This window comes from Brevundimonas lutea (assembly GCF_003704105.1).
Classification (GTDB): domain Bacteria; phylum Pseudomonadota; class Alphaproteobacteria; order Caulobacterales; family Caulobacteraceae; genus Brevundimonas; species Brevundimonas lutea.
In genome coordinates this window covers 304,691-323,355 of record NZ_QUOQ01000004.1, presented here as the reverse complement: position 1 = coordinate 323,355, position 18,665 = coordinate 304,691, and the positions used below count along the sequence as shown (strand labels likewise).

General features: G+C 67.7%; 18 protein-coding genes. 13 read left to right on the top strand and 5 right to left on the bottom strand.

Features of this window, described 5'->3' with window-relative positions:
- Positions 1-14: 14 nt before the first annotated feature.
- A complete protein-coding gene (locus EES48_RS08895; RefSeq protein ID WP_122466025.1) occupies positions 15-272 on the bottom strand; it encodes a hypothetical protein in 258 nt (85 codons plus the stop codon).
- Positions 273-400: 128 nt separating this feature from the next.
- On the opposite strand from EES48_RS08895, the gene EES48_RS08890 reads away from it, so the two are divergent.
- Entirely contained in the window at positions 401-2,137 is a 1,737-nt protein-coding gene (locus EES48_RS08890; RefSeq protein WP_122466024.1) for an ATP-binding protein, read from the top strand.
- Between the two features lie 24 nt (positions 2,138-2,161).
- Here EES48_RS08890 and EES48_RS08885 read toward each other — a convergent pair whose 3' ends face one another.
- Entirely contained in the window at positions 2,162-2,548 is a 387-nt protein-coding gene (locus EES48_RS08885) for a winged helix-turn-helix transcriptional regulator (RefSeq protein ID WP_240623289.1), read from the bottom strand.
- A 96-nt stretch (positions 2,549-2,644) separates the two neighbouring features.
- Between EES48_RS08885 and EES48_RS08880 the strand changes: the two genes are divergently transcribed.
- Positions 2,645-3,208 carry an FMN-dependent NADH-azoreductase gene (locus EES48_RS08880; RefSeq protein ID WP_122466022.1) on the top strand — a complete coding sequence of 188 codons (564 nt, stop codon included), beginning with the start codon at positions 2,645-2,647 and terminating at the stop codon, positions 3,206-3,208.
- A gap of 3 nt (positions 3,209-3,211) precedes the next feature.
- Here the strand turns inward: EES48_RS08880 and EES48_RS08875 are convergent, their stop codons facing one another.
- Together EES48_RS08875 and EES48_RS08870 are read right to left on the bottom strand one after the other, a co-directional pair.
- Entirely contained in the window at positions 3,212-4,573 is a 1,362-nt protein-coding gene (locus tag EES48_RS08875; RefSeq protein ID WP_122466021.1) for a PleD family two-component system response regulator, read from the bottom strand.
- Complete coding sequence (locus EES48_RS08870) at positions 4,570-4,956, bottom strand: response regulator (RefSeq protein ID WP_122466020.1); 387 nt, start codon at positions 4,954-4,956, stop codon at positions 4,570-4,572. Before EES48_RS08870 ends, EES48_RS08875 begins: the two co-directional genes overlap by 4 nt.
- Before the next feature lie 83 nt (positions 4,957-5,039).
- On the opposite strand from EES48_RS08870, the gene EES48_RS08865 reads away from it, so the two are divergent.
- Positions 5,040-6,371, top strand: a complete 1,332-nt coding sequence (locus tag EES48_RS08865; protein WP_122466222.1) for a DNA polymerase IV — start codon at positions 5,040-5,042, stop codon at positions 6,369-6,371.
- Here the strand turns inward: EES48_RS08865 and uvrC are convergent.
- Positions 6,347-8,233 carry an excinuclease ABC subunit UvrC gene (uvrC, locus tag EES48_RS08860; protein WP_122466019.1) on the bottom strand — a complete coding sequence of 629 codons (1,887 nt, stop codon included), beginning with the start codon at positions 8,231-8,233 and terminating at the stop codon, positions 6,347-6,349. The two genes, EES48_RS08865 and uvrC, sit on opposite strands and share 25 nt — an antisense overlap.
- 227 nt (positions 8,234-8,460) lie before the next feature.
- Here uvrC and EES48_RS08850 point away from each other — a divergent pair, with 227 nt between their 5' ends.
- The 10 genes from EES48_RS08850 (at position 8,461) to lpxC (ending at position 18,524) form a co-directional block, all read left to right on the top strand.
- On the top strand, positions 8,461-8,634 hold the full coding sequence (locus EES48_RS08850; RefSeq protein WP_122466017.1) for a Flp family type IVb pilin: 174 nt from the start codon (positions 8,461-8,463) through the stop codon (positions 8,632-8,634).
- Positions 8,635-8,769: 135 nt separating this feature from the next.
- Positions 8,770-9,282 carry an A24 family peptidase gene (locus EES48_RS08845; RefSeq protein ID WP_122466016.1) on the top strand — a complete coding sequence of 171 codons (513 nt, stop codon included), beginning with the start codon at positions 8,770-8,772 and terminating at the stop codon, positions 9,280-9,282.
- A 131-nt stretch (positions 9,283-9,413) separates the two neighbouring features.
- A complete protein-coding gene (gene cpaB / locus EES48_RS08840) occupies positions 9,414-10,289 on the top strand; it encodes a Flp pilus assembly protein CpaB (RefSeq protein ID WP_122466015.1) in 876 nt (291 codons plus the stop codon).
- Positions 10,286-11,689 carry a type II and III secretion system protein family protein gene (locus EES48_RS08835; RefSeq protein ID WP_122466014.1) on the top strand — a complete coding sequence of 468 codons (1,404 nt, stop codon included), beginning with the start codon at positions 10,286-10,288 and terminating at the stop codon, positions 11,687-11,689. Before cpaB ends, EES48_RS08835 begins: the two co-directional genes overlap by 4 nt.
- A gap of 11 nt (positions 11,690-11,700) precedes the next feature.
- Entirely contained in the window at positions 11,701-12,372 is a 672-nt protein-coding gene (locus EES48_RS08830) for a CpaD family pilus assembly protein (RefSeq protein ID WP_122466013.1), read from the top strand.
- A gap of 8 nt (positions 12,373-12,380) precedes the next feature.
- Positions 12,381-13,943: a cellulose synthase operon protein YhjQ/BcsQ gene (locus tag EES48_RS08825; RefSeq protein ID WP_122466012.1), complete on the top strand. Its 1,563-nt coding sequence runs from the start codon at positions 12,381-12,383 to the stop codon at positions 13,941-13,943.
- Between the two features lie 23 nt (positions 13,944-13,966).
- Positions 13,967-15,505, top strand: a complete 1,539-nt coding sequence (locus tag EES48_RS08820) for a TadA family conjugal transfer-associated ATPase (protein ID WP_122466011.1) — start codon at positions 13,967-13,969, stop codon at positions 15,503-15,505.
- Between the two features lie 5 nt (positions 15,506-15,510).
- Positions 15,511-16,500, top strand: coding sequence for a type II secretion system F family protein (locus EES48_RS08815; protein ID WP_122466010.1), 990 nt, complete (start codon positions 15,511-15,513; stop codon positions 16,498-16,500).
- A gap of 7 nt (positions 16,501-16,507) precedes the next feature.
- Positions 16,508-17,485, top strand: coding sequence for a type II secretion system F family protein (locus EES48_RS08810; RefSeq protein WP_122466009.1), 978 nt, complete (start codon positions 16,508-16,510; stop codon positions 17,483-17,485).
- A 139-nt stretch (positions 17,486-17,624) separates the two neighbouring features.
- A complete protein-coding gene (gene lpxC / locus EES48_RS08805) occupies positions 17,625-18,524 on the top strand; it encodes a UDP-3-O-acyl-N-acetylglucosamine deacetylase (RefSeq protein WP_122466008.1) in 900 nt (299 codons plus the stop codon).
- The last annotated feature ends 141 nt before the right edge of the window (positions 18,525-18,665 follow it).

Sequence of the window (18,665 nt, the reverse complement as noted above, 5' to 3'; positions counted from 1 at the left end):
CGTCCACCGAGACATCAGTAGAACAGGGTTTCGCTCTCGGGCTGAACGGTTTCTTCCGAGGAACGCTCGTCCGGCGGCAGGGCGTCGACGGGCGGGGAGGGGGCGGGCGCCTCGGCGGCGGCCTCAGCCGCGACGTCCTCGGCGGACGGCGCCATGGGCTCCTCGACCACGGGCGGCGGGGGCGGCGCGTCGTCGTAATCCGCGCCGTCATCGCAGGCGGCGACCGAGGCCGCGAACGCCAGCACGGCCAAGGCGGTCAGATGGTGCTTCATGATCAGGTCTCCCCCGTAACCTCGGGCTAACGCCCGCCCCGGCGTCGCCGTTCCCTTAGCCGGGACCGCGACCGCTCGGAAAGGGTTCGTTTGCGTTTCACTGATACCCGAAGGTTGGGGAGAAACGCATGGCTCAACCAGCCGCCAGCGCCTACGGCGTCATCGCCGCCGGGCGTACCCGGGAAATGCCGACCCGTCTCTTGCTGGCGGTGTTCATCGGCGTGACCGCCTGGTTCCTGGCGCCGGGACCGATCCCGATGCTCTGGTTCGGCCTGGTCTTTCTGGGCCAAGGCCTGGACTGGTGGGTGTTCCGGCCTTTCCGGCGCGATCCGACGCTGGAGGGCCGGGGCTGGCGCGCGTTGGTCCCCATCCTGGGCATGACGACCAACGCCATCGTCTACTCCGGCCTGGCCATCTATCTGTGGTTCGAGGGCGGGCCGGCGGGCCAGATCTTCGGCCTGATCCAGGTGTCCGGTAGCTTGCTGCACGTCAGCTATCACATGAATTCCGACAAGGGCCTGCTGCTGGCCGGCTGCCTGCCGCCCGGCGCCTATTTCCTCGGTCTGCCGCTGATCAGCGCCGTCGCCGAGCGCGAGCCGCGCGGCCTCCTGATCATGATCGGCGGCGTGCTCTATCTGGCTCATCTGGTCGCCTCGGTGCGCCGCATGGTCAGCCAGACCAAACACCTTGAGGCGGCCCGCGCGGAAGCTGAGGCCCAGAGCGCCCGCGCCGAAACCGCCAGCGCCGCCAAGTCCGACTTCCTGGCCGTCATCAGTCACGAAATCCGCACCCCCATGAACGCGGTGATCTCGGCCGCCAACCTGCTGCGCCGCACCCGCCTCAGCGCCGATCAGAAGGAGCATGTCGGCATGCTTCTCGACGCCGGCGACGTGCTGGTCGGGCTGCTCAACGACGTGCTGGATTTCTCCAAGATCGAGGCCGGCAAGATGGAGCTTGAGGCGGCCGACATGCCGCTGCGACCCAAGGTCGCCGCCCTGGCCCGTCTGTGGGAGCCCAAGGCCAACGCCAAGGGCGTGAGGCTGCATATCGAGGTCGACTCGGAGGCGCCCGAAATCATCCGCACCGACCCGCTACGCCTGCAGCAGATCCTGTTCAACCTGCTGTCCAACGCCGTGAAGTTCACCCGCGAGGGCGACATCACCGTGCGGGTCATGACGACCGGCGATGCCGGACGACTGGCCTTCGAGGTCCAGGACAGCGGCGTCGGCATTCCCGCGGATCGGCTTGAGCAGGTCTTCGCCAGTTTCGAACAGGCGTCGGTCGGCACCACCCGGCGCTACGGCGGCACCGGGCTTGGCCTGGCCATCAGCCGTCGCCTGGCCGAGGTGATGGGCGGCGCCCTGACCGTGACCAGCGTGATGGGCGAGGGCTCTCTGTTCCGACTGGAGCTGCCCGTTGCGGTCGCCGCTGGCGACGCCGACCGCGCCAAGGTCGTGCCGGAGGGCGCCAGCCTTCAGGGGCGTCACATCCTCGCCGCCGAGGATCACGAGGTGAACCGCCGCATCCTCAAACTGCTGCTGGAGCCCCACGGCTGCGTCCTGACTTTGGTCGAGAATGGCCAGGAGGCCGTCGAGGCCGCCCGCGTCCAGCGCTTCGACGCCATCCTGATGGACATGCAGATGCCGGTGATGGACGGACTGGACGCCACGCGCGGCATCCGCGCCGGCGGCGCCAACGCCCGCACCCCCGTTGTCGCCCTGACCGCTAACGCCATGGACACCCACCGCGCCGCCTGGGCCGCCGTCGGCGTCGAGGCCTTCCTGACCAAGCCGATCGATCCGGAACTGCTGGCCCTCACCCTGTCGCGCGCATGCGCCGAAGGGCGCAAGCTGCTCGCGGCCTAGACGGCCTGCAGCACCGCCTTTTCTCTAGGCCGCATCCTTCGGGCGCGCGTCGTAGGCCCGGCGCGCGGCCTCCACGGCCTCCCGGTTGGCCAGTGCCCATTCGCCCATGGCCCGGGTCGGCTCCAGAACCGATCTCCCCAGGTCGGTGAGGGCGTAGTCGACCCGGGGCGGGATGCTGGGCGTCACGGTGCGCGTGATGAAGCCGTCCCGCTCCAGCCCCCGGACGGTCAGGGTCAGCATCCGCTGGGACACGCCGTCGATGGCGCGCTTCAGTTCGTTGAAGCGATGCGGCCGCTGACCCAGGGCGGCGATCACCAGCACGCTCCACTTGTCGCCGACCCGCGCCAGCACGTCGCTGACCCGCAGGCATTGCTCGGCCGTATGGGCGAGGAGGTCGCTGCTGTCGGTCACTCTGATGTGCCTTCGGTTACCGCGATGTGCCGTCTTGTGGGCGACATCTCCCTAGCTCATCTCCGGCCCAGGCACAAAACGGAAGTGAGTTACACAATGAAACTGCTGCACCTGGATTCGGCGATCACCGGCGAGGGGTCGGTCAGTCGCAAGATGACGGCGGATATCGTGGCCAGGCTACGCGGTCTGAGCCCGTCGCTGGAGGTGACCTATCACGACCTGGCGAGCGACCCCCTGGGGCATCTGACCCTGGCCGACCTGCCGCCGCCCGATGCGAGCACAGCGATCCTCGACGAGTTCCTGTCGGCCGACGTCGTGGTGATCGGCGCGCCGATGTATAATTTCACCGTCTCCAGCCAGCTGAAGGCGTGGATCGATCGCATCCTGATCGCCGGCAAGACCTTTCGCTACACCGAGCAGGGGCCGGAAGGCCTGGCGGGAAGCAAGCGGGTGATCATCGCCGTGTCGCGCGGCGGCGCCTATGGGCCGGGCTCGCCGATGGCGGACGCCGAGCACCTGGAAAGCTATTTGAGGTTCGTCTTCGGCTTCATCGGGGTGACCCCGGAGTTCGTCGTCACGGAAGGCATTCTCATCAGCCCGGAACACAGGGAGGCTGCCATCGCCGAGACCGACCGGTCCATCGCCGAACTGGCGGCGTGACCGTCAAGCGGCTCGCGCCTTGACCTGATTTCGGCCCGACGCCTTGGCCTCATAAACGGCCTCGTCGGCGCGTTTCAGCACCGATTCCGGCGTATCGAACGGACCGGTCGTGGCGGCCACGCCGATGGAGGCGGTGATCGACAGCAGCTCCTTGCCGCCCATGGCGCGGAACGGCGTCTGGGCCACATCGCGTCGGATGCGGTCAGCGATGCGGTGGGCGTCCTCCAGCCTGGTGCCGGGCATGACCACCACGAACTCCTCGCCGCCCAGCCGGCACGGCAGGTCGACGGCGCGGACATTGGTGGCCAGCCGAACCGCGAACTCGCGCAGCACCTCGTCGCCGGCGTCGTGGCCGAAGCTGTCGTTGACCGCCTTGAAGTGATCGATGTCCAGCACAAGCACGGACACCGGATCGCCGCCGTGAGCCGCGCGGGCGACCAGTGCCTGCAGCTGGCCGGTCATGTAGCGGCGATTATGCAGTCCCGTCAGCGCGTCGGTGACAGCCATCTCCAGGCTGAAGTCCAGTTTTTCCCTGAGGAAGTCAGTGTAGCGCTTGCGCCGGATCTGCGTGCGGGCGCGGGCCGACAGCTCCTCGGGGTCGATCGGCTTGGCCAGGATGTCGTTGACGCCCAGTTCCAGCGCCTTGATCAGGCGGGGGCGGTCGTCGGGGTCGATCACGGCCAGCAGCGGCAGGTGGCGCGTGACCTCCGCCGAACGGATCTGCGCCGCCAGGCGAAGTCCGTCGAAGTTGTCGGATACCGCCGACAGGATCAGCAGATCGACCGGCCCTCGGCTGGACAGCAGGGCGTTGCCGGGATCGGTCTCGATCACCGGCCGATGTTCGCCGGCCAGCTCGTCGAAGATGCGCTGGGCCTGTCGCGCGTCATCGTCGACGATCAGGACGCGACCGCCGGAGCCCTTCAGCCGCGCCACGCCCTCGGTCAGACCCAGCTTCCGGCCCGATTCCTCGCGCTCTCGCAGTTCGTCCATGACCAGCTTCAGCCGGCTCAGGCTGCGGACGCGGGCGAACAGCACCACGTCGTCCAGCGGCTTGGTCAGGAAATCGTCGGCGCCGGCCTCCAGCCCCCGGATGCGGTCCTCGCGGCCGTCCAGGGCGGTGACGAGCACCACGGGAATGTGCTTCGTCGTGGCCTCGGCCTTCAACCGGCGGCAGACCTCGAACCCATCCATTCCGGGCATCATCACGTCCAGCAGGACGATGTCCGGCTGTTCGCGCGCCGCGGCCGACAGGGCTCCGGGGCCGTCGGTGGCGGTGATGACGTCGTAGTATTCCAGCGTCAGCTTGGCCTCGAGGAGACGGACATTGGCCTCCACATCGTCGACGACCAGGATGCGCGCCGTCATGCGGCCTGGTCCGTCGGCAGCCCCAGGTGCTTTTTGACCACCGCCAGGAAATGCATGACCGAGATGGGCTTGGAGATATAGGCCTCGCAGCCGCCCTCGCGGATCCGCTCCTCGTCGCCCTTCATGGCGAAGGCGGTGACGGCGATAACGGGGATTGAGGCCAGGTCCTCGTCGTCCTTGAGCCATTTGGTGACCTCCAGCCCCGAGATTTCGGGCAGCTGAATGTCCATCAGGATCAGGTCAGGTCGATGCGCGCGCGCGATTCCCATGGCCGCCAGCCCGTCACGCGTCTGCAGCGTGGCGATCCCCTGGGATTCGAGCAGATCATGAAAGAGCTTCATGTTCAGCTCGTTATCCTCGACGATGAGGACGGTCTTGGCCATGTCGAACCCGGCTGCGGACGGCTCTGAATCCCGTCCTTCCCGAGGACGGATCGCACGGAACCCTTTAAGGTGGGGTTATGCCGATGGCGCATCCCGAACATGGTCGCATCCAGACGATCTGCCGCGACTGCGAGGCCGTGGCGAACCGTGTCCTGACGCGCTGCGACGCCTGCGGCTCGCGGCGGGTGATCGCGGATGCCGAGCTCCACGCCCTCAGCATCGCCCACATGGACTGCGACGCCTTCTACGCCTCGGTGGAGAAGCGCGACCGGCCGGAGCTGCGCGACAAGCCGGTCATCATTGGCGGCGGGGTCCGCGGGGTGGTGTCGACCGCCTGCTATGTCGCGCGGCTGTACGGCGTCGGCTCGGCCATGCCGATGTTCAAGGCGCTGAAGGCCTGCCCCGAGGCGGTGGTCATCAAGCCGGACTTTCAGAAGTACGTGGCCGAGAGCCGCCGTATCCTGGGGGCCCTGAAAGACCTGACGCCCTTGGTCCAGACCCTGTCGCTGGACGAAGCCTGGGCGGACCTGAGTGGAACTGAGCGGCTGAACGGCGGGCCGCCGGCGCTGCAGCTGGTGCGACTGCAGAACCGCATCGAGGCCGACACCGGCCTGACCGTCTCCATCGGCCTGGCGCCCAACCGCTTCCTGGCCAAGGTCGCCTCCGAACTGGACAAGCCGCGCGGCTTTTCCGTCATCGGGGCGGCGGGCGCCAAGGCGCTGCTGGCGCCCAAGCCGGTGTCGATCCTGCCGGGAGTGGGGCCGGTGTTCGCCAAGGCCCTGCGCAGCGACGGCTATGCGTCCGTAGGCGATCTGGCGGCGGAGGACGCGCGCGCCCTGATCAAGCGCTATGGCGAATGGGGCCTGCGCCTTCACGACCTCAGCCACGCCCGCGACGCCCGGGCGGTGAACCCCGAGCATGACAGGAAGGGGATGAGCGCCGAGACCACCTTCAACACCGATCTGGCTGAGGTCGAGGCGCTGGAGGCCGAGCTGTGGCCGCTGTGCGAGAAGCTGGCGTCCAAGGCGCGACGCGACGGCGTAGCCAGCCGGGTGGTGGTGCTGAAGCTGCGGCGCACGGACTTCAAGATCGTCACCCGGCGCGTCACCCTGGCCGAGCCGGTGCAGACCGCTCGGGGACTGTTCGCCGCCGGCCGGGCCCTGCTCAAGCCCGAGCTGGGCCGCCCCTACCGCCTGATCGGCATCGGTCTGGCCGAGGTGGTCGACGCCGACGACGCGCCGGCCGGCCTGTTCGACGGGGGTGAGGCGAGGGCGCTGAAGACCGAACGCACCATCGATCAGCTCCGGGCGAAATTCGGCGACGGCGCGGTGGTTGCCGGCCGGTCCGTGGGCAAGGACCGCCGTCGCGCCCGCACGCCCACCGACGCCGATCACCCCTTGCGAAAGAACCCGTAGATTCGCTCGGCCAAGGCGCGGTTGATGCCCTCGACCTTCTCCAGGTCGACCACAGACGCCCGCGACACCCCCCGCGCCGAGCCGAAAGCGTGCAGCAGCGCCTTCTTGCGACCGGGGCCGACGCCCTCGATTTCGTCCAGCGGGTTCTTTTTCACATCCATGGCGCGGCGGGTGCGGTGGGCGCCGATGGCAAAGCGGTGGGCCTCGTCGCGCAGCCGTTGCAGATAATAGAGAGCGGGCGACTTAAGCGGCAGCATAAAGGGTGGGCGGCCGGGAATGAAGAACCGCTCCATGCCGGCGTCCCGGTCTGGCCCCTTGGCCACGCCCACGACCGCGATGTCGTCGACGCCCAGTTCGGCCATCACCTTCAGCACCTCGGCCAGCTGGCCCGCCCCGCCGTCGATCAGCAGCAGGTCCGGACGCTCGACCGGCTCTCCGGCTTCCTCTTCTTTGACAAGGCGGGCGAAGCGGCGGGTCAGCACCTCGCGCATCATGCCGAAGTCGTCGCCGGGCGTCAGATCGATGCCTCGGATGTTGAACTTGCGGTACTGGCTCTTCCTGAACCCCTCCGGCCCGGCGACCACCATCGCGCCGACGGCGTTGGTCCCCTGGATGTGGGAATTGTCGTAGATTTCGATCCGCTCGGGCCGCCCGTCTAGACCGAAGGCCTCGCACACCTCGTCGAGAATCTTGCCTTGGGCCGAGCTCTCGGCCAGCCGCCGCCCCAGAGCCTCGCGGGCGTTGGTCAGGGCGTGGCTGACCAGCGACAGCTTGCCGCCGCGCCGGGGCGTCTCGATTGAAACCACGCGGCGCCCGTCCACCGTCTTGGCCTTCAGGCTGAAGGCCTCCTCCAGCAGTTCGCGCTCATGCGGCGCGACATTGCTCAGGATCAGGCGCGGGACCGGCTTGTCCTCATAGAACTGCGCCAGGAACGAGCCCAGGATCTCGGCGTCGCCATCGCTCTTGTCCACGCGCGGGAAATAGGCCCGGCCGCCCCAGTTCTGACCGGCCCTATAGAAGAAGACCTGCACACAGGCCTGCCCCCCCTCGGCGAAGACGGCGAAGACATCGGCCTCGGCGATGCCCTCGGCGTCGACGGAATTCTCCATCGAGATGGCGGACAGCGCCCGGATGCGGTCGCGCACCCGCGCGGCCTGTTCGAAGTCCATGGCGTCCGACGCCGCCTGCATCTCGCCGGACAGCCGCTTTATGACTGCGCGCGACTTTCCGCGCAGGAAGTCCTCGGCCTCCCCGACCAGCTCGCCATAGTCCTCCAGCGAGATCAGACCCGTGCAGGGGGCCGAGCAGCGCTTGATCTGATGCAGCATGCAGGGGCGGGTGCGGCTCTCATAGACGCTGTCCGAACATGACCGCAGCAGGAACGCCTTCTGCAGGGTGGTCAGGGTGCGGTTGACGGCCCAGGTCGAGGCGAAGGGACCGAAGTAGTCGCCCGGGATGGTGTGGGCGCCGCGATGCTTGCGAACCTGGGGCGCGCGGTGATCGCGCCGGATCATAAGCTCGGCGAACGATTTGTCGTCGCGCAGCACCACATTGAAGCGCGGCTTCAGCTTCTTGATATAGCCGCCTTCCAGCAGCAGGGCCTCGGTCTCCGACGCCGTGGTGACCAGCTCCATCGAGCGGGTCAGCGAAACCATCAGGCCGATGCGGTTGGTGTGGAACCTCCCTTGCGCATACTGCATCACCCGCTTCTTCAGGCTGCGGGCCTTCCCGACGTACAGACAGCCGCCGTCCTCGCCGTACATGCGATAAACCCCCGGCTTGTCCGGCGCGCGCCGCGCCACGTCGCGGATCAGGTCCGCGCCGGCGAGGGCGGTTGCTGGGAGGGGTGAGTCGTCGGCCATCGGCAGCAGATATAGGGCTTGGAGCGCCCGGCTCGAAGGCCGGCGTCAGAGCGCCCCTCCGCGGCCCGAACACAGTAAAAATCCGCTAACCACGAATATTCGCTGCGTTTTACGCGCCATTAAGGCCACCCGGCGCATGGTCACGATGTGAATGGGGGTCAAGCGGGCAAAACCGATGACCCTTTGGTGGAAGTCCAATTGCTCGCTCTGAAGAAGGAAGAGATCCAATGACCAAGTTTATCGCCAAGTTTGCTAAAGACGAATCCGGCGCCACGGCCATCGAGTATGGTCTGATCGCCGCCCTGATCGCCGTTGTCATCATCGGCGCCGTGACCACCCTGGGCACGAACATCAAGGGCAACTTCAACAAGATCGCGACTGACATGGGCACCGGCGCCTAAGCCGACCCATCAGGTCAAGATATCGGGGAGGGCCGGGGCGAACGCTCCGGCCCTTTCTGCATGCGCCAGGCGCCGGCTTAACCGGCGCGCAAGAAAAAACGGCCCACACTGCGAGGCCGTCTCGGAGAACCGGTCTTGGACACCCTGATCCTCTTGTGCCTCAGCATCCTCCCGGCCGTGGCCATCGCCGCGGCGCTCAAGGATCTGACCACCATGACCATCCCGAACTGGATGTCGCTGGTCCTGATCGCGGCCTTCTTCCCAACGGCCTGGGTCGTGGGGATCGCGCCGATGTCGGTTCTTGTCCACGTCGGCGTGGCGGTCGTGGCCCTTTTCGTCGGCGCGGGGATGTTCGCTCTGCGCTGGATCGGCGGCGGCGACGCCAAGCTCTTGGCGGCGGCCTGTCTCTGGATGGGTCTGGGAGGAACGCTCCCGTTCCTGCTGTTCACCGGCATGGCCGGTGGAGTGTTCTGTCTGGCCCTGATCAGCGCCCGCGCCCAGCTGCCCTATGCGGCCGGCGGACCGGGCTGGCTCAGTCGCCTGCTGACGCCCAAGGCCGACATTCCCTACGGCGTCGCGATCGCCATCGGCGCCCTGATGGCTTTTCCCATGAGCCCCCTGGTCGAGACCTTCGCCTCCGGCGTCTGAGTCCGCTTGCGATTCCAGCGGCTTGGACGACCGCGGGTTTAGGGGCGCGTTAACCTCCCGGCTTCATTGTCGTTAACGACAGGGGGAAAGGCTTGGCGGAGTCCGCCCGCTTCCCTCGCCGGAGACGACGCATGAAGCCCGCCCGAATCCTTGTCATCTGCATCGCCGCGGTCGCCGCGATCGGCCTGGCGCTGGTCGTGCGCGCCATGGGGTCCGGCGGTTCCGCCACCCAGGTCGCCGCCGCCGCCCCGGTGCAGCAGACGCCCATGACCAAGGTGCTGGTCGCCGCCAAGGATCTGGAGCCTGGCGTCAGGCTGTCCTCCGCCGATATCCAGTGGAAGGACTGGCCCGCCGACGGGGTCATCCCCGCCTTCATCACGGACGGAAACGCTCCGGCGGTGGTGGAAGAGGCCGGCGCTGTCGAGAAGGCCGGTGACGCGGTCTCCGAGGCCGTCACAGGTGGCGGCAAGGACAGCTATGTCGGCGGCGTGGTGCGCGAACCGATCGCCGCCGGCGAACCGATCACGACCCGCAAGGTGGTCATGGCCGGAGAGTCCGGCTTCATGGCTGCCTATCTGGAGCCCGGCACCCGCGCCATGGCGATCCGCGTGACGGTCGAAACCGCCGCCGGCGGCTTCATCCTCCCGGGCGACCGTGTTGATGTCGTCCTGACCCGCGAACTCCGGAATGTTGACGCCACGCCGGACGCCAACGCCGCGCGCTTCGCCGCCTCCACGGTCATGCAGAACGTCCGCGTCCTGGCCATCGACCAGACCACCCAGCCCGGCGACGAAAAGGCCGTGGTCGGCGCCACCGCCACCCTGGCCGTCGGCGCGACCGACGCCGAGGTGCTGGCTCGCGCCAAGTCCGAGGGCGAGCTTTCCCTGGTGCTGAGATCCTACGCCGACGTCGGCGGCCCATCGGGCCGGACGATGGCGCAAGCCAATGAACCCCGCTCCGTCCGCGTCTACCGCGGCGGCGCCGCCGAAACGGTGGTCGTGAAATGAGCCGAACCGTCTGCCTGATCGCCGCCCTGGCCGTCGCCGCGGGCGCCGTCGCCCCGCCGACCGGGGCCTTGGCCCAGCCCCGGGTCCAGGCCGCCTATGGCGTTGACACCCAGTCGCTGAATCTGCCCCGGGGGCGCTCCGCCGCCATCGACCTGCCGGTCGATGCGCGCGACGTGATCATCTCCAATCCCGCCGTCGCCGAGGCGATGCTGCACTCGCCGCGCCGCATCACGGTGATCGGCATCGCGCCGGGTGAGACCGATGCGGTGTTCCTCGACGCCGCCGGACGGCCGATCCTCAATCTCTCCATTCGCGTGGACGCTGGGGTGCATGCTCTCAGCGACACCCTGGCCCGCCTGGCGCCCGGGGCCAATGTGCGCGTCGAGGCGGTGAACGAGAGCCTCATCCTGACCGGCACCGTCTCCAGCCCCGGCGAGTCCGACCGCGTCACCCAGATCGCGCGCCAGTTCGTCGAAGAGCCCGAGCGCGTCATCAACATGCTGAACGTGTCCGGTTCCGACCAGGTCATGCTCCGCGTGAAGGTGGTCGAGGTCCAGCGCAACGTCATCAAGCAGCTGGGCGTCGATATCAGCGCCCTGATCGGCGACGGCGGCGACGGCAGCTTCCGGCTGCTCAACACCGCAACGTTCGGCATCGCCGGCAGCCAGCTGGGCGGCGGCGGCTTCACCTACAATAATCCCGCGCCGGACAGCCTGACCGCCGGGCTTCGCGCCTTCGAGCGCGCCGGTCTTGTCCGCACCCTGGCTGAGCCAAACCTCACCGCGACAAACGGCGAGAACGCCGACTTCCTCGCCGGGGGCGAGTTCCCGGTGCCGACCGGTCGCGACCGCGAAGGCAATATCCAGATCGAGTTCAAGCCCTACGGGGTACGTCTGGCGTTCCGTCCGATCGTTCTGTCCGAGGGCCGTATCTCGCTGCAGCTTTCGACGGAAGTGTCCGAGCTGACGACCGACGGCGCCTTTACTCTGGGCGGCACGGCCGAGAACGCTCTGGTCATCCCGGCCCTGAACGTGCGGCGCACCCAGACCACGGTCGAGATGCCGTCGGGGAGCGCTCTGATGATCTCCGGCCTCCTGCGCGAGCAGACGCGCCAGACCATTGATGGTCTGCCCGGCCTCGGATCGGTGCCGGTCATCGGCGGGCTTTTCCGCTCACGCGACTATCTGTCGGGCGAGACCGAGCTGGTCTTCATCGTCGAGCCCTATGTGGTGTCGCCGACCGCGCCGGGCCGCCTGCAGACCCCGGCCGATGGCCTGGAAGTCGCCCACGACGCTCAGACCCTGCTGCTCGGCCAGCTCAACCGCGCCTATGGCCCGCCCGCTGGCGGCCAGCCCGTCGCCGGCTCGTGGCAGGGCCCGGTCGGCTATGTGATCGAATGAGGACGCCCCCGATGTCGCGATCCGCCTCCGCCCGCCTCCTGATCCTGGGATCGGCCGCCCTCGCGCTCGGCGCCTGCGCCACAGCGCCGTCGGGACCGATCCCGATCAATCCGACGTCTCGCTACACCCTGCAGGTCGAGCCGGGCGTCGATCGCATCGCCCTGGCGGTGCACGAGCAGGGCCTCTCGGCGAACCAGCATGCCGCCCTGCGCGATCTGGCCCACCGCTTCGCCTACGAGGGGGCTCCGGCCATCATCGTCGAGGCTCCCTCAGGGGGCGACCCGATCGCGGGGGAGCACGCCTGGCGCATCAAGGCCGCCCTGGAGGCCGAGGGGCTCCACCCTGACGCAGTGATCGTGCAGGCTTATCCGGCGCCCAATCCGCGCGCGCCGGTGCTGGCCGGGTTCGAGACACTGCAGGCCTATGTGCCCCAATGCGGGCGCGAGTGGTCACCCTTTACCGCGACGGGTTCGAACCAGCCGAACACAAACTTCGGCTGCGCCACCACGGCCAATATGGCGGCCCAGATCGCCAATCCGCGCGACATTCTACGTCCGCGCGACATGACCCCGCCTGACGGCAATCGTCGGGCCACCGTCTTCGACAGCTACCGCGCGGGCGAACAGACCTCGGCGGACCAGGAGCCCCTGGTCGGTCAGGCTGTCGCCCAGGCGGTGGAATAGGGCGCGACATGAGCAGCTTCGCCAATCAACGCTTCGACACCTTCGAGGATGAATTCGACCTCGACATGGAGCTCGGCGCCGCGCCGCCACATCCGGCAGATGCCACGGCCTCGCGAGAGCCCCTGCAGTTCCTGAGCCCTGCCGGGGCCGCCGTTGCGCCCACGTCGGAGGCGTCGGCCGAGCCGTTACCTGCTCCGGCTCCGGAGCGACCGCCTCTGGCGTCTGTCGAAACCAGCCTGACCCCGGTCGCCGACCCTGCCGCCGGCTACAATCCCGTCGGCGAACTTGTCGCCAGCGCCCAGGGCGCACTGGGCGAGGTCATGGTTCCGCGCATCGCCATCCACGTCTTCGCCGAGCGCCAGGACACTCTGGCCGCCGCCGAGCGTGCAGGCCAGGACCGCCGCCTGGCCCGCGCCTCCACCCAGATCCGCGTCGGCGGCGTGCCTGCCGCCGTCGAATCCTACGGCCATGAGCCGACCCCGCCGCTGATCGTGGTGGAGTGCTTATCCGATCCCCAGACCCTGCTCGGCGAAATCGACCGCCTGGCCGAGGTCTGCGACATGGGCACCAAGGTCGTCGTCATCGGCGCGACCAACGACATCCTGCTCTATCGCGAGCTGATGCGGCGCGGGGTCAGCGAATATCTGGTCGCCCCTATCCAGCCCCTGCAACTGATCTCGGCCATCGGTGGCCTGTTCTCCGACCCGGCCCAGCCCTTCGTTGGCCGCACCATCGCCTTTGTCGGCGCACGCGGCGGCGCGGGCTCCTCGGCCGTGGCTCACAACACAGCCTACGCCATCTCCGAGCGGATCGGCGCCAACACCGTCATCGTCGACTACGACCTGCCGTTCGGCACGGCCGGCCTCGACTTCAACCAGGACCCGATCGCGGGTGTGGCGGACGCGCTCAGCCAGCCTGACCGCGTCGACGCGACCCTGCTGGATCGGATGATGGTTCGCTGCACCGACAAGTTGAGCCTGTTCGCGGCTCCCGCGACCCTGGACGGCGACTGGGATATTCCCTCCGAGGCCTTCGAGGAGGTCACGAACCAGATTCGCGGCACGGCGCCGTTCGTGGTGCTCGACCTGCCGCACATCTGGAGCGGCTGGATGCGGCGCACCCTGATCTCCGCCGATGAGGTCGTGGTCGTGGCCACGCCGGACTTGGCGTCCCTCCGTAACGCCAAGAACATGATCGATCTGATCAAGCAGGCGCGGCCCAACGACGCGCCGCCCCGTCTGGTGCTCAACCAGGTCGGCGCCCCGGGTCGCCCGGAGATCCCCGCCAAGGAATTCGGCGCGGCGATCGGCGTGCATCCATCCCTGGTCATTCCCTTCGACGCCAAGCTGTTCGGAGCGGCGGCCAACAACGGCCAGATGATCCTGGACGCCGGCGCCAAGTCCAAGCCCGCCGAGGGCTTCGAGACCCTGGCCCAGATCGTCACCAATCGCGAGCTGCCCGCCGCCCAAACCAAGGGCGCCAAGTCCGGCAAGGCGGCCAAGCCCGCCAAGGCCGACAAGCCCACGGCGGGCAAGGGTCAGTCCATTTTCGCCCGCTTCCTGAAGCGGTGACGGCGAACCGAGGAGAGTAGCGCGTGGCATTCGGAAAACGCTCCGGCGGCGATGCGGGCCTGGCCCCGCGCCCGGCTTCCGCGCCTGCCGCCGAGCCGACGGAGGCTCCGCGTGCTCAATCGGAGGCCGAGGCTTCGCGCGCGGCCGCGTCCAAGCCTAAGAACAAGCCGCAGGCCGAACGCCTCGACGCCCTTGCCGCCAAGCCCGCCGCCCGCCCCGGCCCCAAGGCCACGACTGGCTTGGAGCAGCTGAAGAAGGCCCAACAGGTCACCGAGATCGTCCGCGAACAGTCGGACTATTACCACGCCACCAAGACGACCATTTTCAACGCCTTGATGAACACGATCGACCTGGCCCAGCTGGCCCAGCTCGATCCCAAGGCGGCCGCCGAGGAAATCCGCGACATCGTCGCCGAGCTGGTGGCGATCAAGAACGTCTCGATGTCGGTGGCCGAGCAGGAGCATCTGGTCCAGGACATCGTCAACGACGTCCTCGGCTATGGTCCGCTGGAGCCGCTACTGGCCCGTGACGACATCGCCGACATCATGGTCAACGGCGCGGGCCGGGTATTCATTGAGGTCGGCGGCAAGGTCCAGCTGACCAACATCCGCTTCCGCGACAACGTCCAGCTGATGAACATCTGCCAGCGGATCGTGTCGCAGGTCGGCCGCCGCGTCGACGAGAGCTCTCCGATCTGCGACGCCCGTCTGGCGGACGGCAGCCGGGTCAACGTCATCGCCCCGCCGCTGGCGATCGACGGTCCGACCCTGACGATCCGGAAGTTCAAGAAAGACAAGCTGACGATGAAGAACCTGGTGGAGTACGCCTCCATCAGCCCCGAGGGCGCGCGCGTTCTCGGCGTCATCGGCGCTTCGCGATGCAATCTGGTCATCTCAGGCGGCACCGGCTCCGGCAAGACCACGCTTCTCAACACCCTGACGGCCTTCATCGACCCTACCGAGCGGGTCATCACCTGCGAGGACGCCGCCGAACTGCAGCTGCAGCAGCCGCACGTGGTTCGCCTGGAAACGCGCCCGCCCAACCTTGAGGGCCAGGGCACGATCACCATGCGCGATCTGGTCAAGAACTGCCTGCGCATGCGTCCCGAACGGATCATCGTCGGCGAGGTCCGCGGACCCGAGGCCTTCGATCTGCTCCAGGCCATGAACACCGGCCACGACGGCTCGATGGGCACGCTCCACGCCAACTCGCCGCGCGAAGCCATCAGCCGGATGGAGTCGATGATCACCATGGGCGGCTATGGCCTGCCCTCCAAGACCATCCGCGAGATGATCGTCGGCTCGGTCGACGTCATCGTCCAGGCCGCGCGCCTGCGCGACGGCTCGCGCCGCATCACCCACATCACCGAGGTGGTCGGCCTGGAAGGCGACGTGATCGTGACCCAGGACCTGTTCGTCTACGAAATCACCGGAGAAGACGAGAACGGCCGCGTGATCGGCCGCCATCGTTCCACCGGCATCGCCCGACCCCGCTTCTGGGATCGCGCCCGCTACTATGGGCTTGAGCGCGAGCTGGCGGACGCACTGGACTCGGCGGAGTAGGGGGCATGCTGGTTCTTCTGGCCGCGGTTCTGGGTTTCATCACCATCACGGCGGTGGGCTTCGCCTTCGTCGGCGGCGGCGATTCGTCCGCCCAGGCCCTCAAGCGCGCCCAGACCTTCGGCGGCGCCCCACGCCCTGGCAGCGCGGCGGCCAAACGCGCCGCCCAGGCGGCCCAGGCCAACACGCCCGAGGCGCGGCGCAAGCAGATCATGCTTCAGCTCAAGGAAGCCGATCGCAAGGAGCGCAAGGCTCGGGTCACCCTTGCCGCCCGCATCCGCCAGGCGGGCCTGTCGATATCGGTCGCGACTTTCTGGATCTCCAGCCTCGTCGCCGGCGTGGTCGCCTTGGGCCTTTCGCTGCTGCTGGGCGCGCCGATCATCGTGGCGATCGGGATCACCCTTGTCGTCGGCTTCGGCCTGCCGCGCTGGGTGCTCGGCTTTCTCGGCAAACGCCGCAAGAAGAAGTTCTCGCTTGAATTCGCCAATGCCGTCGATGTGCTGGTGCGGGGCATCAAGTCCGGACTGCCGGTCCATGAGTGTTTCAAGATCATCGCCAAGGAGAGTCCGGCGCCGCTCGGGCCTGAATTCCAGAAACTGGTCGACGGCCTGGGCGTGGGCCTGACCCTCGCCGATGCGTTGGACAAGATGTACGAGCGCATGCCCACGCCCGAGCTCAAGTTCTTCGCCATCGTCATCGCCATCCAGCAAAAGACCGGCGGCAACCTGGCGGAGGCGCTGTCGAACCTGTCCACCGTGCTCAGGGCTCGGCGCATGATGGCCGAGAAGATCAAGGCCCTGTCGTCCGAAGCCACGGCCTCGGCTGGCATCATCGGCTCGCTGCCGCCGGCGGTGATGATCCTCGTCACCCTGACCACGCCCGCCTACATGATGCTGATGTTCACCGACATTCGCGGCCAGTTCATGCTGCTGGTCTCGGGCCTCCTCATGGCGCTCGGCATCTTCGTGATGAAGCGCATGATTTCGTTCAAGTTCTGAGGCCGCCATGCTCGAACTGATGACCTTCATCATGGACCCGCTGAACCTGCTCTCGATGGGGGTGGGCGTGCTGGTCTTCGCCACCATCGTGACCCTGGTCAGCTCGATGGGGTCGGGCGCCAAACTGGAAACCCGGATGAAGGCGGTCGGAGCCCGGCGCGAGGAATTGCGACGCCGCTCGCGCGCCGAGCTCCAGCAGGGTGGCGGGCTTCGTCACGCCGACCAGGGCTTCAAGAAGAACGTCGTCGATCGCCTGAACCTCGCCAAGCTATTGGAGGACCCCAAGGTCGCCGACCGCATGGCGCAGGCCGGCTATCGCGGGCCGGGCCCCATCACCACCTTCTACTTCTTCCGCCTGATCAGCCCCTTCGTGCTGGCCGCCGCGGTCGCTTTGTACCTGTTCTTCATCAATGACTTCGGCATGCCGGGCATGACCCGGATCACCGCCATCGTGGCCGCCTTCGTGCTGGGCTATTATGCCCCGAACGTCTTCATCGAGAACCGTATCGGCAAGCGTCGCACCTCGATCATGCAGGCGTTCCCGGATGCGTTGGATCTGCTCCTGATCTGCGTCGAGGCGGGCATGTCGATCGAACAGGCCATCCAGAAGGTCAGCCAGGAGATCGGCGGGGCCTCGATCGAATTGGCCGAGGAACTCACCCTGCTGGCCGCCGAGCTCAGCTATCTGCCGGATCGCCGCATGGCCTATGAGGGCCTGGCCAAGCGCACCAATCATCCCGGCGTGAAGTCGGTGGCCACGGCCATGACGCAAGCCGAGACCTACGGCACGCCGCTCGGTTCGGCGCTTCGCACCATGGCCAAGGAAAACCGCAATCTGCGCCTGTCGGCGGCCGAGAAAAAGGCTGCCGCCCTGCCGGCCAAGCTGACGGTTCCGATGATCGTCTTTTTCCTGCCGGTCCTGTTCATCGTCATCCTGACCCCGGCGATCATCAATATCCAGGACACCATGGGTAAGGGCGGCTGATCCGCCGCGCTCCCGTCATCAGACCGAAACAATGGGAAACCCAGTTTCAGTTTTCCTGGCGCGCAACCTCGATTAACCCAGATTGTGGGGCGTAACCCCGTCGTCGCGACGGGAACCGGAAACGAGCGGAACCTCCTCCTTGCCGCCAGTGAACGACCAGTTCGAACGGACCATCGTCGCACCCGCGATCTGCGCGGGCGTGGGCGTGCACACCGGCCGCCGCGTGCGGCTGGCGATCCGTCCGGCCGCGCCGGGTGCCGGGATCACCTTCGTGCGCACCGATGTCCGCGACCGCGACAACCGCATCCCGGTCTCGGGCGAAGCGGTGGTGGATGCGCGCCTGAACACCATGATCGAGAACGCCGCCGGCGTGCGCCTGTCGACCATCGAGCATCTGATGGCCGCCTTCGCCGCCTTGGGCGTGTCGAACGCCGTGGTCGAGGTCGACGGCCCGGAACTGCCAATCCTGGACGGCTCGGCCCTGCCGTTCGTCCAGCTTTTGGACCGCGCCGGTTTCCGCGGCCAGGACGCCTTCCAGCGCGTCATCGAGATTCTGGAGCCGATCCGGGTGGAGGAGGGCGACAAGTCCGCCGCGCTTCTCCCCTGCGACCGCTACGAAATGCGCTTCGAGATCGACTTCCCGACGCCGGTGATCGGCAATCAGGTGGTCGATTTCGTCGTCGACGAGCGCACCTTCCGCCACGAAATCATGGCCGCCCGCACCTTCGGCTTCGCCCATGAGGTCGAGGCCCTGCGCCAGGCCGGCCTGGCCCGGGGCGGCAGCCTTGAGAACGCCGTGGTCATCGACGGCGACGTCATCCTCAATCCCGGCGGCCTGCGCATGGAGCGCGAGTTCGTGCGCCATAAGGCGCTGGACGCCATCGGCGACCTCTATGTCCTGGGCGCGCCGCTCTTGGGTCGCTACGAGGGCGTCAAGGCAGGCCACGCCCTGAACAACCAGCTCGTCCGCGCCCTGCTCGCCAACCCCCAGGCCTGGCGCATCGTCACCCGCGCCCCGGAGCTGGCCCTGGCGTGCTGATCCGCGCTGCTCGAGCGGCGCTGGTTTTCGCAATCTGGAGCTTTTGCTCGGCCGCCGCTGCCGCTCAAGATCCATCTCGGCGTGTTGAAATCCCGCGTGGCGATGGCTCGACGATCGACCTCGCCGTTTGGGACAAAGGCC

Excerpts from the sequence above, each read along its gene's own strand:
- EES48_RS08895 (WP_122466025.1), bottom strand. The coding sequence starts at position 272 with ATGAAGCACCATCTGACCGCCTTGGCCGTGCTGGCGTTCGCGGCCTCG.
- EES48_RS08890 (WP_122466024.1), top strand. The coding sequence starts at position 401 with ATGGCTCAACCAGCCGCCAGCGCCTACGGCGTCATCGCCGCCGGGCGT.
- EES48_RS08880 (WP_122466022.1), top strand. The coding sequence starts at position 2,645 with ATGAAACTGCTGCACCTGGATTCGGCGATCACCGGCGAGGGGTCGGTC.
- EES48_RS08875 (WP_122466021.1), bottom strand. The coding sequence starts at position 4,573 with ATGACGGCGCGCATCCTGGTCGTCGACGATGTGGAGGCCAATGTCCGT.
- EES48_RS08870 (WP_122466020.1), bottom strand. The coding sequence starts at position 4,956 with ATGGCCAAGACCGTCCTCATCGTCGAGGATAACGAGCTGAACATGAAG.
- EES48_RS08865 (WP_122466222.1), top strand. The coding sequence starts at position 5,040 with ATGGCGCATCCCGAACATGGTCGCATCCAGACGATCTGCCGCGACTGC.
- uvrC (WP_122466019.1), bottom strand. The coding sequence starts at position 8,233 with ATGGCCGACGACTCACCCCTCCCAGCAACCGCCCTCGCCGGCGCGGAC.
- EES48_RS08850 (WP_122466017.1), top strand. The coding sequence starts at position 8,461 with ATGACCAAGTTTATCGCCAAGTTTGCTAAAGACGAATCCGGCGCCACG.
- cpaB (WP_122466015.1), top strand. The coding sequence starts at position 9,414 with ATGAAGCCCGCCCGAATCCTTGTCATCTGCATCGCCGCGGTCGCCGCG.
- EES48_RS08835 (WP_122466014.1), top strand. The coding sequence starts at position 10,286 with ATGAGCCGAACCGTCTGCCTGATCGCCGCCCTGGCCGTCGCCGCGGGC.
- EES48_RS08830 (WP_122466013.1), top strand. The coding sequence starts at position 11,701 with ATGTCGCGATCCGCCTCCGCCCGCCTCCTGATCCTGGGATCGGCCGCC.
- EES48_RS08825 (WP_122466012.1), top strand. The coding sequence starts at position 12,381 with ATGAGCAGCTTCGCCAATCAACGCTTCGACACCTTCGAGGATGAATTC.
- EES48_RS08815 (WP_122466010.1), top strand. The coding sequence starts at position 15,511 with ATGCTGGTTCTTCTGGCCGCGGTTCTGGGTTTCATCACCATCACGGCG.
- EES48_RS08810 (WP_122466009.1), top strand. The coding sequence starts at position 16,508 with ATGCTCGAACTGATGACCTTCATCATGGACCCGCTGAACCTGCTCTCG.